Genomic DNA, 13,695 nt, shown 5'->3' with positions numbered 1-13,695 from the left:
TAAATTAATGCTTGGGTTCGCCTATCAGCGACAGCGAATCATGTTCGCGCTGGTTGGCGGCATGTTTGCGCATGATCAGGTACATGATGCCGGACACCGACATGCCGAACATGATGATGACGATATTGATGTTCAGGTCCAGCTTGACCATCAATGCGTAGAGTAACAACATGGTCAGCACCGACAGGTTTTCATTGAAGTTCTGTACTGCAATCGAATGACCTGCACTCATCAATACATGGCCACGATGCTGCAACAGGGCATTCATCGGCACCACGAAGTAACCGGACAGTGCACCGACCAATACCAGTAACGGATACGCCAGCCAAACGCTGTGCACCATGGTCATGACAATCACGACCACGCCCATGATCACGCCGAGCGGCATCACGGATAAGGATTTCTTCAAGGGTACAAAGCGGGCGGCGGCTACGGCACCGACGGCAACGCCAACGGCAACGATGCCTTGCAGGATGGCGGCCTTGTCCAGCGGCATATTCAGCGATTTCTCAGCCCACTTCAGGACGATGAACTGTAAAGTTGCACCGGCACCCCAGAACAGTGTGGTGACAGCCAGCGAGATTTGACCCAGGCGGTCTTTCCACAAGGTGGTGAAGCAGTTGGCGAAGTCGCCTATGAGTTTGATTGGATTGCGTTCCTGGTGCGGATAGCGGGCACCGGTGTCAGGAATGCGGAGATTGAAGAGGGCGGCGAGCAGGTAAGCGACGGTGATAATGCAGAGTGCTGCTTCGGCTGGTGTATCTATGCCAAAGTTAATGATGGGGAAATCGAAGGCGAGTAATTTTGTGGCGATATTGGGATTGATCAGCGCACCTCCCATTACGGTGCCGAGGATAATCGAGGAAACGGTCAGGCCTTCTATCCAGCCATTGGCGGCGACCAGTTTCTCCGCCGGTAATAATTCTGTGAGGATGCCGTACTTGGCCGGTGAATATGCTGCTGCACCAAAACCGACCACGGCGTAGGCAATCAGCGGATGGACATCGAAGAACATCATGCCGCAACCGAAGATCTTGATTAGGTTGGTGATGAACATGACGCGCCCCTTGGGCAAGGCGTCTGCAAAAGCGCCGACAAAAGCGGCAAGTAATACATAAGACAGGACAAAGAATAGCTTTAGCAATGGAGTCATCCATTCGGGTGACTTCATTACCGTTAATAAGGCTATGGCCGCTATTAGGAGGGCATTGTCGGCGAGCGAAGAAAAAAACTGCGCCGCCATGATGGTATAAAAACCGCGATTCATTCGCATTAATCTATTTTTGCTGTGTGTCTCTGGCTGACTTTATACCATGAATCTTGGCGGCTTCAATTGATTTGCGCATCGTTAACGCAATGCGTCCGGTAAAATAAATGAATTCGTCTTAATCGAATGTCACGATTTAACTTTCTTAACATTGCCGTATGCCCAGACCCCTCATTGCTACCATAGATATCGCCGCATTGCGCAGCAATCTTGCGCTTGCAAAAGCGCGCGCGCCCCAGTCCAAGGCATGGGCGGTCGTCAAGGCCAATGCCTACGGGCATGGCCTGGAGCGTGGCATGCGTGGTTTCGCCGCGGCTGACGGGCTGGGCCTGATCGAACTCGATGCGGCGGCACGCCTGCGTGAACTCGGCTGGAACAAGCGCATCCTGCTGCTGGAAGGTTTCTTTGAGGCCAGCGATACCAAGCTGCTCGCCGAACATCGGCTGGATACCGTCATCCATTGTGAAGAACAATTGCTGATGCTGGAGCAGGCGAAATTACAGACGCAAATTGATGTCCATCTCAAGCTCAATAGCGGGATGAATCGCCTCGGCTTTACACCTGCCAGGTATCGTGCCGCCTATGAACGCCTGCGGGCGATTCCCGCGGTGCGTCATATTTCCTTCGTTACGCACTTTGCCAATGCGGAAGATCCTGATAATCCGGTCTTGCCGGTGCAGGAACAAGTACGCCGCTTCAGGGAGGCAACCAGGGATCTTCCGGGCGAAAAGAGCCTGGCCAATTCGGCGACAGACTTATTGCATCCGGCTTCTGCCGCTGACTGGATACGTCCCGGCATCATGTTATATGGTGCGACACCGGGTGCGCAAAGCGCGGAACAATTCGGTTTGCGGGCGGCGATGAGTTTGCACAGTGAAATTATCGGCGTCCAGAACATCGTGGCCGGTGACGCGGTCGGTTATGGCAGTGCCTTTGTTGCGACCGCCCCGATGACGATAGGCGTCGTCGCTTGCGGTTATGCCGATGGCTATCCGCGGCATGCACCGAGTGGTACGCCGGTCATTGTCGACGGCGTGAAAACGCGCATGGTCGGACGTGTGTCCATGGATATGATTACGGTCGACCTGACGCCGGTGGCGAAGCCGCGGGTCGGCAGCAAGGTTACCTTGTGGGGCGCCGGTTTGCCGATTGATGAAGTGGCGAATGCCGCCGGCACGGTCGGCTATGAATTGATGTGCGGGCTGGCACCGCGCGTACAGATTGTTGAAGTTAACTAGAACCACGGTTCTGTCGAAAGCAAAGTTTATCCAGATGGCAAAAGCCAAAACCAATTACACCTGCAGCGAGTGCGGCGGCATCAGCAATAAATGGGGCGGACAATGTCCGGCCTGCGGCAGCTGGAACACGCTGGTGGAAACCGTCGTCGAGTCAGGTTCGAATCGTTTTTCCGTGCAACACCAGGGCCTGGCGCAAACTGCGCCGGTACTGAGCCTGGCCGATATCGAAGCGATCGATGTGCCGCGCTTTGGGACCGGCATAGAAGAATTTGATCGCGTACTCGGCGGTGGCCTGGTGGCCGGCGGTGTGGTGCTGATCGGTGGTGATCCGGGCATCGGCAAGTCGACCCTGTTGTTACAGGCGTTGGCAAATCTCTCGCGTATCAAAAAAGTGTTGTACGTCAGCGGTGAGGAGTCGGGTGCGCAAATCGCCTTGCGCGCGAAACGTTTGGCAGTCGATGCCAGGGATTTGAAGCTGCAGGCTGAAATCCAGCTGGAAAAAATCCTGACGACGCTGGCTGAACACAAGCCGGATGTCGCCGTGATCGATTCGATCCAGACCGTCTATTCGGATGCCCTGAGTTCGGCACCGGGTTCGGTGGCGCAAGTGCGTGAATGTGCGGCGCAATTGACACGCATCGCGAAGCAAACCGGCATCACCATCATCATGGTTGGCCATGTCACCAAGGAAGGTGCACTGGCCGGTCCGCGTGTGTTGGAGCATATCGTCGATACCGTGTTGTATTTTGAAGGTGATACCCACTCCAGTTTCCGCCTGGTGCGTGCCATCAAGAATCGCTTCGGTGCAGTGAATGAGCTGGGTGTTTTTGCGATGACGGAAAAAGGCTTGAAAGGCGTGTCCAATCCATCGGCACTCTTCCTGTCGCAACACGATAATCCCGTGCCCGGCGCCTGTGTGATGGTGACGCAGGAAGGTACGCGTCCCTTGCTGGTCGAAATCCAGGCGCTGGTCGATACCTCGCATTTGCCGAATGCGCGCCGTCTTTCTGTCGGCCTCGAACAAAACCGCCTGGCGATGTTGCTGGCGGTACTGCATCGCCACGCCGGTATCGCAGCCTTCGATCAGGACGTTTTCATCAATGCGGTCGGCGGTGTGAAAATCACCGAGCCGGCCGCCGACCTGGCAGTACTACTGGCGATACATTCATCAATGCGCAGCAGGCCTTTGCCGCGCGGCCTGGTGGTATTCGGTGAAGTCGGCCTGGCCGGTGAAATCCGTCCGGCACCACGAGGCCAGGAACGTTTGCGTGAAGCGGCCAAGCTGGGCTTCTCGCTTGCATTGATACCGAAATCGAACGCGCCCAAGCAAAAAATCGAAGGCTTGACCATCATAGGGGTGGAACGGATTGATGAAGCACTGAATCGTGTGCGGGAACACGAATGAGGGCAGGCTGACTCAGGCGAAGTGCTGTGCCAGCAGCTTCGCGGCCTTGACTCCGCTGCGTACCGCCGATTCCAGCGTGGCCGGATAATCGCTGGCGAGGTAATCACCTGCGATCACCAGATGCGGCAAGGCCGTTTGTTCTTCCGGACGTTGCAAGCCCGGCGTGCAGGAAAAGGTTGCGCGTTTTTCCGTAATCACCTTGCTCCAGCTTGCTTGCGCTAATTGCGGCATTTCCAGTGCCTGCGCCAGTTGCTGCGCAATCGCGGCAGACAAGGCTTCCTGCCCCAGTTCTGTCGCAGCGGTCGAGATACTCACGACGATTGCGAACAAACCGTCCTGATTCACATCCAGTTGTCCGCGATCAAATACAAATTGTCCCCATAGTCCCTGCGTCGCATCGTCGGTCAGCGCAAAGAAGGGAGCCGGCAGGCGCGTACCTGCCGGGTATTGCAGATAGCAGGTAGTGATAGCTTCGTAATCGAAGGCCGGGATATGCGCTTCGGCCCCAGTCCCTGCCAACAGGTTTGCAGCTGTCAGCGCCGGTGTCGCGATTACGAGGCCATCAAATAATTCAGCTGTGATTTCTTCATTATTAAAACCGAGCGACCATTGCTGCCCATGCGCGCGGATGCTTTGCACGGCAGCGCCGGTTTTGACAGCTCCCTGGTGACGCTCGACAAAGGCAGCGGCTTGTTGTGGCAGCAAGGATGTCAGGTCGGTACGCGGGATCAGCATGTCGGAAGCTGCACGCTTTGCGCCCAGGCTGTCGCGCAATACATTCAGGAAGACCTGCGCCGATGCGCGTTCCGGTGGTGTGTTGAGTGCCGCGATACAGAGTGGTTGCCACATCAGTTTGATCAGGCGCGCGGTCTGGTCGTAACGTTCCAATAGCTCGGTGACACTGCAATCGGTGTGCAAGCGCCATTCCATCCAGCGTGCGGTAGTGGAAAAACGTGCCAGCGCCATTTTGTCTGCCGTGTCCAGGCCTTTGGCGCGCAATAGTGCTGTCAACAGATGTAAAGGGGCGGGCAGGCGTGGTGCGACAAAGTCCATGCCGTCACAGCCGGCCGGATAGCGCATTTGCAGCGGCAGGCGCAGCAGGGCCTGTTCGGCACTGACGCCTAGCGTTTTTAACAGGCTTAGCGTGGCGCTGTAAGCGCCAAGCAGGATGTGCTGGCCGTTATCCAGCGTCTGGTCCTGGAGCTCGACCGCGCGGGCGCGACCACCGAGGGTGCGTGATGATTCGAAAAGTGTGACTGCGTGTCCTGCACTTGCCAGCTCAACCGCCGCTGCGCATCCCGCCCAGCCGGCGCCTATCACGGCAATTTTTCTTGCTTCAGTCATTAACCGCGTATGTAAGTGATCCACGCCAGCCACAGTTTGCGGATAGGCGTGAGTGAAATGCGCTGGTTCAGCACATGGAAGCCGTCGCGTTCCACTTCATTCAATACAGCACGATAGATCGCCGCCATGATCAGGCCGGGGCGCTGCGCACGCCGGTCTTCCTTCGGCAACAAGGCGAAAGCCTCGTCATACAATTTCTGCGCGCGTGTCGCCTGGAATTGCATCAGCTTCTCGAAGTTTTCGCTATGGCGTGCATTCAGGATCTCGGCCGCGGTGACATTGAATTGCTGCAGTTCATTCACCGGCAGGTAGATACGGCCCTTGCGTGCATCTTCACCGACATCGCGGATGATGTTGGTGAGTTGGAAGGCCAGTCCCAGCTTTTCTGCGTATTCCAAAGTTTTAGGATTGGTGGCGCCGAAAATCTTCGCCGACAAAATGCCGACTACGCTGGCGACGTGCCAGCAATACTTTTGCAAGCCGATAAAGTCGAGATAGCGATTCTGGTCGAGGTCCATTTCCATGCCATCGATGATGGCCAGCAAATGTTCGCTGTCGAGTGCATAGACTGCCATATGCGGCTGCAATGCCTTGGTCACCGGATGCGTCGGTTCGCCGGCCATCATGGCGCCGACTTCCTTGCGCCACCACACCAGTTTGGTACGGGCGATCATGACATCGGTACATTCATCGACGGTATCGTCGACTTCGCGGCAAAAGGCGTACAGCGCCGTAATCGCACGGCGTCGATCCGGTGTCAGGAACAGGAAGCTGTAGTAAAAGCTGGAGCCGCTTTGTGCGGCTTTTTGTTGGCAGTATTCGTCGGGGGACATAGAAAAGTAGGGCGCTGGACGCTGAATTAAGCCGCTATGCTAGCCGACTAAGGCTGTAGGAACAAATAATGTCTGACGATAGGCGTAAATGTGTCGGATCAAACACGTTCCGGCATCGCTCCTGCACATAGCACTTGACGGATTATTTGGCTTTCATACGGATTGCGCGCAGTAGCAGGAGCAACCAGTCGCTTTTCCCCAGTTTCGGCCGTTGCCGGAACATATCGTAGCCGGATGCTTCCAGGCACTCGAGGATGCGCAAGCCACCTTGCACCACCAGGCGCAATTCCCAGCCGATGCGGCCGGGCAGGCGCAAGGCCAGTGGTGCACCGGACAGCAGCATCGCACGTGCCCGCTGGACTTCGAATTGCATTAACTGGCGCCAGGCAGCATCGACCGTTTGCTGCACGATCTGTTGCTCGGCTATATTGAATCTCTGCAGGTCTTCCTGCGGCAGGTAGATACGTTCTTTCTGCCAGTCTATTGCGACGTCCTGCCAGAAGTTGATCAGTTGCAGCGCCGAGCAAATATCGTCCGAAGCGCGCAAATTGTCCGTATCCGCTGCCCCGTATAAATGCAGCATCAGGGTGCCGACCGGATTGGCGGAGCGACGGCAGTAGTCGAGCAAGTCGCCAAAGCCGGCGTAACGCGTGGTCACCACGTCTTGCTTGAAGGCGGACAACAGGTCACGGAAGGGCTGCAGCGGCAAGCGGTACTCGGCGATGACTTGTGCCAGCTTGCGGAACAGCGCGGCGTCCGCTGTGGTTCCCGCTTCGATCTGATCCAGTTGCTGTTCATATGCAGCGAGCGCCGCCAGTCTTTCATCGGGAGTAGCATCACCTTCGTCGGCCAGGTCGTCGGCGCTACGTGCGAAGGCATAGATGACTTCAACCGCAGGGCGTAGCCGGGCCGGCAGGAGGATGGATGCTACCGGGAAATTTTCGTAATGATCGACGGACATGAAGGCTTGGAAGTTAAGCGCCGGGTCAGGGCGGTAGTCGGGGCGGCATCTTGGCAAAGGATAAAAGTTTCCTGGTCGAATACCGGACATTGCCGGAAGTGTAATTGAAATGGCCAGGTAGCCGCTTAATTGATTACTGCCTGCGGCAGTGATATCGGTGCGTCGGCGCATCATCTTTCAGCGCGGAATTTGGTGGCTGGACAGGGTGTTTATTTGGCTCAAGTAGGCAAAGTGTCAAAAATCAGCGCAGGCTGCGCAAAATCCAGTAAAATCCCGGGTTGAAGTTGAACAGCCGATACAAAAGGCAGTGCAGGGCGACCCTAATATTCACTTCGTGGTCGCCCTTTGCTTTTGTATTTGCGCACTTAGTGCACATTCCCGCGAGGATGGCGAAATTGGTAGACGCACCAGGTTTAGGTCCTGACGCCAGCAATGGTGTGGGGGTTCGAGTCCCCCTCCTCGCACCACAGAATTTTTTATTTTTTGGACGATTCACATGGCAACTGCAGTCGAAACTCTGGACAAACTTGAGCGCCGTATCACGATTACGGTGCCACTCGCCGATGTACAAGCGGAAGTTGAAAAACGCCTGAAAGTCCGTGCACGTACGGTGAAGGCGCCTGGCTTCCGCACTGGCAAAGTGCCGATGAAGATGGTCGCGCAACAGTACGGCTATCAAGTCGAAAACGAAGTATTGAACGATAAAGTCGGTCGCGCTTTCAACGAAGCCGCCAGCGAAAACAACCTGCGCGTTGCCGGTTTCCCGAAAATCGAACCGAAGACTGACGACGCTGCTGCCGAAGGCACCATCGTTTTCAACGCAACGTTTGAAGTTTACCCGGAAGTAAAACTGGGTGACCTGTCGGCTGCCGAAGTGGAAAAAACCACGGTTGACGTCAGCGATGCAGAAATCGATAAAACCATCGACATCCTGCGCAAACAACGCGTGCACTACCACGTCAAGGGCGAGCAAAGCGCGCACGGCGACGGCGGTTCGGACCTGACAGCTAAAAACGGCGATCGCGTCACTATCGACTTCGTCGGCACCATCGACGGTGTTGAATTCCAGGGCGGTAAAGCGGAAGACTACGCTTTCGTACTGGGCGAAGGCCGCATGCTGGCTGAATTCGAAGCCGGTACTATCGGTTTGAAAGTGGGCGAGTCCAAAACTTTCCCATTGGCTTTCCCTGCTGATTACCACGGTAAAGACGTGGCAGGCAAAACCGCTGAATTCACCATTACACTGAAGCAAATCGAATGGGCACACCTGCCGGAAGTCGATGCTGAATTTGCAAAATCGCTGGGTATCCCTGACGGCGACCTGCAAAAAATGCGTGAAGACATCAAAGTCAACCTGCAACGCGAAGTCAGCAGCCGCATCAAGGCCCGCACCAAAGACAGCGTGATGGATGCACTGATCAAGATCAGCGAACTGGACGTGCCTAAAGCACTGATCGACCAGGACGTAGAGCGTTTGATGGAAATGACCCGTCAGGATATGGCGCAGCGCGGCATGAAAGTCAGCGACCTGCCATTCCCACCGGAATTGTTCACCGAACAAGCTGAACGTCGCGTACGCCTCGGCCTGATCCTGGCTGAAGTTGTCAAAGCGAACGACCTGCAGGCAAAACCGGAACAAGTCAAAGCGCAAGTTGAAGAGTTCGCGCAGAGCTACGAAGACCCACAACAGGTTCTGAAGTATTATTTCAGTGACCGTAGCCGTTTGGCTGAAGTTGAAGCCCTTGTATTGGAAGAAAACGTCGTCAATTACGTGCTGGGTAAAGCTAAAGTAACCGAGAAACCGGTTGCGTTCGATGAATTGATGAGCAATAACGCACAAGCGTAATAACTTGTGCGCTCTCCATAAGGAAAGCAGATGATCACCACAAGCATGACTCGTACTTCCGCTCTCGATACCGATATGCTCGGTATGGTCCCGATGGTGATCGAACAGAGTGGTCGCGGTGAGCGCGCATACGATATTTATTCGCGTTTGCTGAAAGAGCGCATTATTTTTCTGGTTGGCCCGGTCAATGACCAAATGGCCAACCTGATCGTTGCGCAATTGCTGTTCCTGGAAAGCGAAAATCCGGACAAGGATATCTCCCTCTACATTAACTCGCCTGGCGGTTCGGTTTCGGCCGGTATGGCGATTTATGACACCATGCAGTTCATCAAGCCGAATGTTTCGACTTTGTGTACCGGCCTGGCTGCGTCGATGGGTGCTTTCCTGCTGGCTGCGGGTGAGAAGGGCAAACGTTTTTCCCTGCCTAACTCCCGCATCATGATCCACCAACCATTGGGCGGTGCTCAGGGCCAGGCTTCGGATATCGAGATCCAGGCACGTGAAATCCTGTATCTGCGCGAAAGACTGAATGCCATTCTTGCTGAAAGAACCGGTAAGTCGGTCGAAGAAATTGCCAAAGATACTGATCGTGATAACTTTATGTCGGCAGATGCTGCAGTGACATATGGCATGATCGATAAAGTTTTGGCAACGCGCGCCTAAGCCAGCTCGTATGTAATATTTGACGCCCGGGCGCAGCAACGTTCGGGCGTTTTGCTTTATAGGCTCTGTGTAAGGAAGCCGGTTTTTTTGAACGGCGTGACGAATTTGTAATTCGCAGGTAATATCAATCACTAGCTAACCATAGATAAACGCGCACCATGTCAGAGAAAAAATCCTCCAGCGGTGAAAAACTGCTCTATTGCTCGTTTTGCGGCAAGAGCCAACACGAGGTAAAAAAGCTCATCGCCGGACCGTCGGTCTTTATCTGCGATGAGTGCATAGACCTGTGCAATGACATCATTCGCGACGAAGCATCGAGCGTGGAAACCGTCGCCGGTCCGCGTACCGACCTGCCTACGCCGCAGGAATTGTGCGAATTGCTGGATCAATATGTGATCGGACAGAACCCTGCGAAGCGCATCCTGTCGGTCGCGGTCTACAACCACTACAAACGCCTCAAGCATCTCGGCAAGAAAGACGACGTCGAACTGGCCAAGAGCAACATCCTGCTGGTCGGTCCTACCGGCTCCGGCAAGACCTTGCTGGCGCAGACACTGGCGCGCACACTGGATGTACCGTTTGTAATCGCGGATGCGACCACGCTGACCGAAGCCGGTTACGTCGGTGAAGATGTCGAAAACATTATTCAAAAGCTTTTGCAAAACTGTAACTACGAAGTTGAGCGCGCGCAAAAAGGTATTGTCTATATTGATGAAATCGACAAGATTTCACGCAAGTCGGACAATCCGTCGATTACGCGCGACGTTTCGGGTGAAGGTGTGCAACAGGCTTTGCTGAAACTGATCGAAGGTACGATGGCATCGGTGCCACCGCAAGGCGGCCGCAAGCATCCGAACCAGGATTTCGTGCAAATCGATACCACCAACATCATGTTCATTTGCGGTGGCGCATTTGACGGCCTCGCCAAGATCATTTCCGAACGTTCGGAGAAGAGCGGTATCGGTTTCTCCGCCAGCGTGAAGAGCCGTGAAGAACGTACCGCGAGCCAGGTCATGATGGATACCGAACCTGAAGATTTGATCAAGTTCGGCCTGATTCCTGAACTGGTCGGTCGTTTGCCGGTAGTGGCAACCCTGCGTGAACTGGACGAAGAAGCCCTGATCCAGATCTTGCTGGAACCAAAGAATGCGCTGATCAAGCAGTATTCGAAGCTCTTGCAGATGGAAGGCGCGGAACTGGAAATCCGTCCGGCCGCCTTGCAGGCGATTGCAAAAAAAGCGATTGCACGCAAGACCGGTGCACGTGGTTTGCGCTCGATCCTGGAGCATGCTTTGCTGGACGTCATGTTCGAATTGCCGAATGAGCAAAACGTTGCCAAGGTGGTCATTGATGAAGGCACCATTAACCATGGCGCCAAACCATTGCTGATCTATCACGAGCAAGCTAAAGTTTCCGGCGCGAAATAATCAGGATGCCATCGGGAAATCGGTAAAGTTTTGTAAAAATAGGCAGAAATTATCAAAAACGGGCTTTTTTAGCCCGTTTTTCATTTAAAACGCAGTACAATTAAAACCAGCAGGGATCATTCAGGCTTCCATAGTAGAGCCACTTCGAAGACAACTTCGCGGGTGGCTTTTTTATTTTTCTGGATGATTTTTGTTGCTGTCCGGGCTTGTGTTTTGGCCGTTAGCGCCAACATCATTAACACGTTTATAGATAAGGCTCGCCATGACGACTACTATTTCCACTGAACAAACCCAACTGCCGCTGTTACCGTTGCGTGATGTTGTTGTCTTCCCGCATATGGTGATCCCTCTGTTCGTCGGTCGTCCCAAATCAATCAAAGCCCTCGAAGCTGCGATGGAGCAAGGCAAGAGCATCATGCTTGCCGCGCAAAAGGCCGCCGCCAAAGACGAACCGTCAGCCGACGATATCTACGAAATCGGCTGCGTCGCGAACATCCTGCAAATGTTGAAGCTGCCAGACGGTACTGTCAAAGTACTGGTCGAAGGCGCGCAACGTGCACGTATCCATCACATCAGTGAGCTGGATACGCATTTCGTCGCGGATCTGACGCCGATTGAATCCGAAGCGGGCGATGAGTCCGAAGTGGAAGCAATGCGCCGCGCGATCGTGCAACAGTTCGATCAATACGTAAAACTGAACAAAAAAATCCCGCCAGAGATCCTGACTTCGCTGGCTGGTATCGATGATGCCGGCCGTCTGGCTGACACCATTGCCGCCCACTTGCCGCTCAAACTTGAGCAAAAGCAAGTCATCCTGGAAATCTTCAACGTAGCGAAACGCTATGAGCATTTGCTCGGCCAGCTCGAAGGCGAACTCGACATCCTGCAAGTCGAGAAGCGCATCCGTGGCCGTGTGAAGCGCCAAATGGAAAAATCGCAACGCGAATACTATTTGAACGAGCAGGTCAAAGCGATTCAAAAAGAATTGGGCGAAGGTGAAGAGGGTGCTGATCTCGAAGACCTCGAGAAAAAAATCATTGCCGCCAAAATGCCTAAGGAAGCATTGGCCAAGGCTCAGAATGAGTTGAAAAAACTCAAGCTGATGTCGCCTATGTCTGCTGAAGCAACGGTCGTGCGCAACTACATCGACACCTTGCTAGGCTTGCCTTGGAAGAAAAAATCGAAAGTGAACAACGATCTGGCCAATGCTGAAAAAGTATTGGAAGACGATCACTACGGTCTTGAGAAGGTGAAAGAACGCATTCTGGAATATCTCGCCGTGCAACAACGCGTCGATAAACTGAAAGCGCCTATCCTGTGCTTCGTCGGTCCTCCAGGCGTGGGTAAAACCTCGCTCGGCCAGTCGATTGCACGTGCGACGAACCGTAAGTTCGTGCGTATGGCTTTGGGCGGCGTGCGCGATGAAGCGGAGATCCGCGGTCATCGTCGTACCTATATCGGTTCGATGCCTGGCAAAATTTTGCAAAGCCTGGCGAAAACCGGTGTGCGCAACCCATTGTTCCTGCTGGATGAGATCGACAAACTCGGCATGGATTTCCGTGGCGATCCGTCATCGGCTTTGCTCGAAGTGCTGGATCCCGAGCAAAACCATACTTTCTCGGATCACTACGTCGAAGTCGATTTCGATTTGTCGGACGTGATGTTTGTTGCGACTTCAAACTCGTACAACATTCCGCCGGCCTTGCTCGATCGTATGGAAGTGATTCGCCTGTCGGGTTATACCGAAGATGAAAAAACCAGCATCGCGCAACGTTACCTCTTACCGAAACAGATCAAGAACAATGGTCTGAAGGAAGATGAAATCAGCGTGGCTGAATCCGCGATCCGCGACATCATTCGTTACTACACGCGTGAAGCCGGTGTGCGTTCGCTGGAACGGGAAATTTCGAAGATCTGCCGCAAGGTCGTGAAAATGTTGCTGCTCAAAAAGCAGGACAGGAAAGTCACGGTCTCGACCAAGAACCTCGACAAATTCCTCGGCGTGCGTCAATTCGATTTCGGTGTAGCCGAAAAAGAAAACCAAATCGGCCAGGTGGTCGGTCTGGCATGGACCGAAGTCGGCGGCGATCTGCTCACCATCGAATCGATGGCGATGCCAGGCAAGGGCGGCATCATCCGTACCGGTACTTTGGGCGATGTGATGAAGGAATCGATCGAGGCAGCGCGCACCGTCGTGCGTAGCCGCGCGAAGAAACTCGGTATCAAAGCCGATATCTTCGAGAAGAGCGATATCCATATTCACGTACCTGAAGGTGCGACGCCGAAGGATGGTCCGTCGGCTGGTGTGGCGATGACACTGGCGATGGTGTCGGTGTTCACGGGCATTCCTGTACGTGCCGATGTTGCGATGACCGGTGAGATCACTTTGCGTGGCGAAGTACTGCCTATCGGTGGCTTGAAAGAGAAACTGCTGGCAGCACATCGCGGTGGTATCAAGACTGTTTTGATACCGGAACAAAACGTAAAAGACCTGGCCGAGATTCCGGACAGTGTGAAGAACAAGCTTGAAATCGTACCGGTACGCTGGATCGACAAAGTGCTTGAGATCGCATTGGAACGCGCGCCAGTACCGTTGACGGATGAAGAGGTCGCAGTGGTTGATACAGCTGTTGCGAAGCCTGCCGAGTCCAACGATCCTAACGTCGTCAAGCATTGATCAGCCAGTGATTTTCATGGTTTAAAAAAGCGCT

10 protein-coding genes and 1 tRNA gene are annotated in these 13,695 nt (G+C 54.2%); 7 read left to right on the top strand and 4 right to left on the bottom strand.

Features of this window, described 5'->3' with window-relative positions:
- Nucleotides 1-4: 4 nt before the first annotated feature.
- On the bottom strand, nt 5-1,267 hold the full coding sequence (gene lplT / locus ACFQPC_RS06220) for a lysophospholipid transporter LplT (protein ID WP_041296462.1): 1,263 nt from the start codon (nt 1,265-1,267) through the stop codon (nt 5-7).
- A gap of 158 nt (nt 1,268-1,425) precedes the next feature.
- On the opposite strand from lplT, the gene alr reads away from it, so the two are divergent.
- Both alr and radA read left to right on the top strand, forming a co-directional pair.
- Entirely contained in the window at nt 1,426-2,505 is a 1,080-nt protein-coding gene (gene alr, locus ACFQPC_RS06215; RefSeq protein ID WP_382270855.1) for an alanine racemase, read from the top strand.
- A gap of 34 nt (nt 2,506-2,539) precedes the next feature.
- Complete coding sequence (radA, locus tag ACFQPC_RS06210) at nt 2,540-3,910, top strand: DNA repair protein RadA (RefSeq protein WP_382270853.1); 1,371 nt, start codon at nt 2,540-2,542, stop codon at nt 3,908-3,910.
- A 12-nt stretch (nt 3,911-3,922) separates the two neighbouring features.
- Here radA and hpnE read toward each other — a convergent pair whose 3' ends face one another.
- The 3 genes from hpnE to hpnC all read right to left on the bottom strand — a co-directional run bounded on the left by hpnE (nt 3,923) and on the right by hpnC (nt 7,048).
- Entirely contained in the window at nt 3,923-5,254 is a 1,332-nt protein-coding gene (hpnE, locus tag ACFQPC_RS06205) for a hydroxysqualene dehydroxylase HpnE (RefSeq protein WP_382270852.1), read from the bottom strand.
- A complete protein-coding gene (hpnD, locus tag ACFQPC_RS06200) occupies nt 5,254-6,087 on the bottom strand; it encodes a presqualene diphosphate synthase HpnD (RefSeq protein ID WP_382270850.1) in 834 nt (277 codons plus the stop codon). The genes hpnE and hpnD overlap by 1 nt, the downstream gene beginning before the upstream one ends.
- 142 nt (nt 6,088-6,229) lie before the next feature.
- On the bottom strand, nt 6,230-7,048 hold the full coding sequence (gene hpnC, locus ACFQPC_RS06195; protein ID WP_382270848.1) for a squalene synthase HpnC: 819 nt from the start codon (nt 7,046-7,048) through the stop codon (nt 6,230-6,232).
- Nucleotides 7,049-7,428: 380 nt separating this feature from the next.
- Between hpnC and ACFQPC_RS06190 the strand changes: the two genes are divergently transcribed.
- From ACFQPC_RS06190 to lon, 5 genes are all read left to right on the top strand, one after another.
- A tRNA-Leu gene (locus ACFQPC_RS06190) sits at nt 7,429-7,515 on the top strand.
- Nucleotides 7,516-7,544: 29 nt separating this feature from the next.
- Nucleotides 7,545-8,894: a trigger factor gene (tig, locus tag ACFQPC_RS06185; RefSeq protein WP_382270847.1), complete on the top strand. Its 1,350-nt coding sequence runs from the start codon at nt 7,545-7,547 to the stop codon at nt 8,892-8,894.
- Between the two features lie 30 nt (nt 8,895-8,924).
- The gene (gene clpP / locus ACFQPC_RS06180; RefSeq protein WP_012079386.1) at nt 8,925-9,557 is read left to right on the top strand and encodes an ATP-dependent Clp endopeptidase proteolytic subunit ClpP; all 633 of its coding nucleotides are present in this window, start codon (nt 8,925-8,927) and stop codon (nt 9,555-9,557) included.
- Nucleotides 9,558-9,715: 158 nt separating this feature from the next.
- Nucleotides 9,716-10,984 carry an ATP-dependent Clp protease ATP-binding subunit ClpX gene (gene clpX / locus ACFQPC_RS06175; RefSeq protein WP_012079387.1) on the top strand — a complete coding sequence of 423 codons (1,269 nt, stop codon included), beginning with the start codon at nt 9,716-9,718 and terminating at the stop codon, nt 10,982-10,984.
- A 262-nt stretch (nt 10,985-11,246) separates the two neighbouring features.
- Nucleotides 11,247-13,661 carry an endopeptidase La gene (gene lon, locus ACFQPC_RS06170; protein WP_382270844.1) on the top strand — a complete coding sequence of 805 codons (2,415 nt, stop codon included), beginning with the start codon at nt 11,247-11,249 and terminating at the stop codon, nt 13,659-13,661.
- Nucleotides 13,662-13,695 lie beyond the last annotated feature (34 nt).

The organism is Herminiimonas glaciei (genome assembly GCF_042664955.1).
Lineage (GTDB): Bacteria > Pseudomonadota > Gammaproteobacteria > Burkholderiales > Burkholderiaceae_D > Oxalicibacterium > Oxalicibacterium glaciei.
The sequence above is the reverse complement of the archived record's forward strand: the minus strand, read 5'-3'. Positions and strand labels throughout refer to the sequence as shown.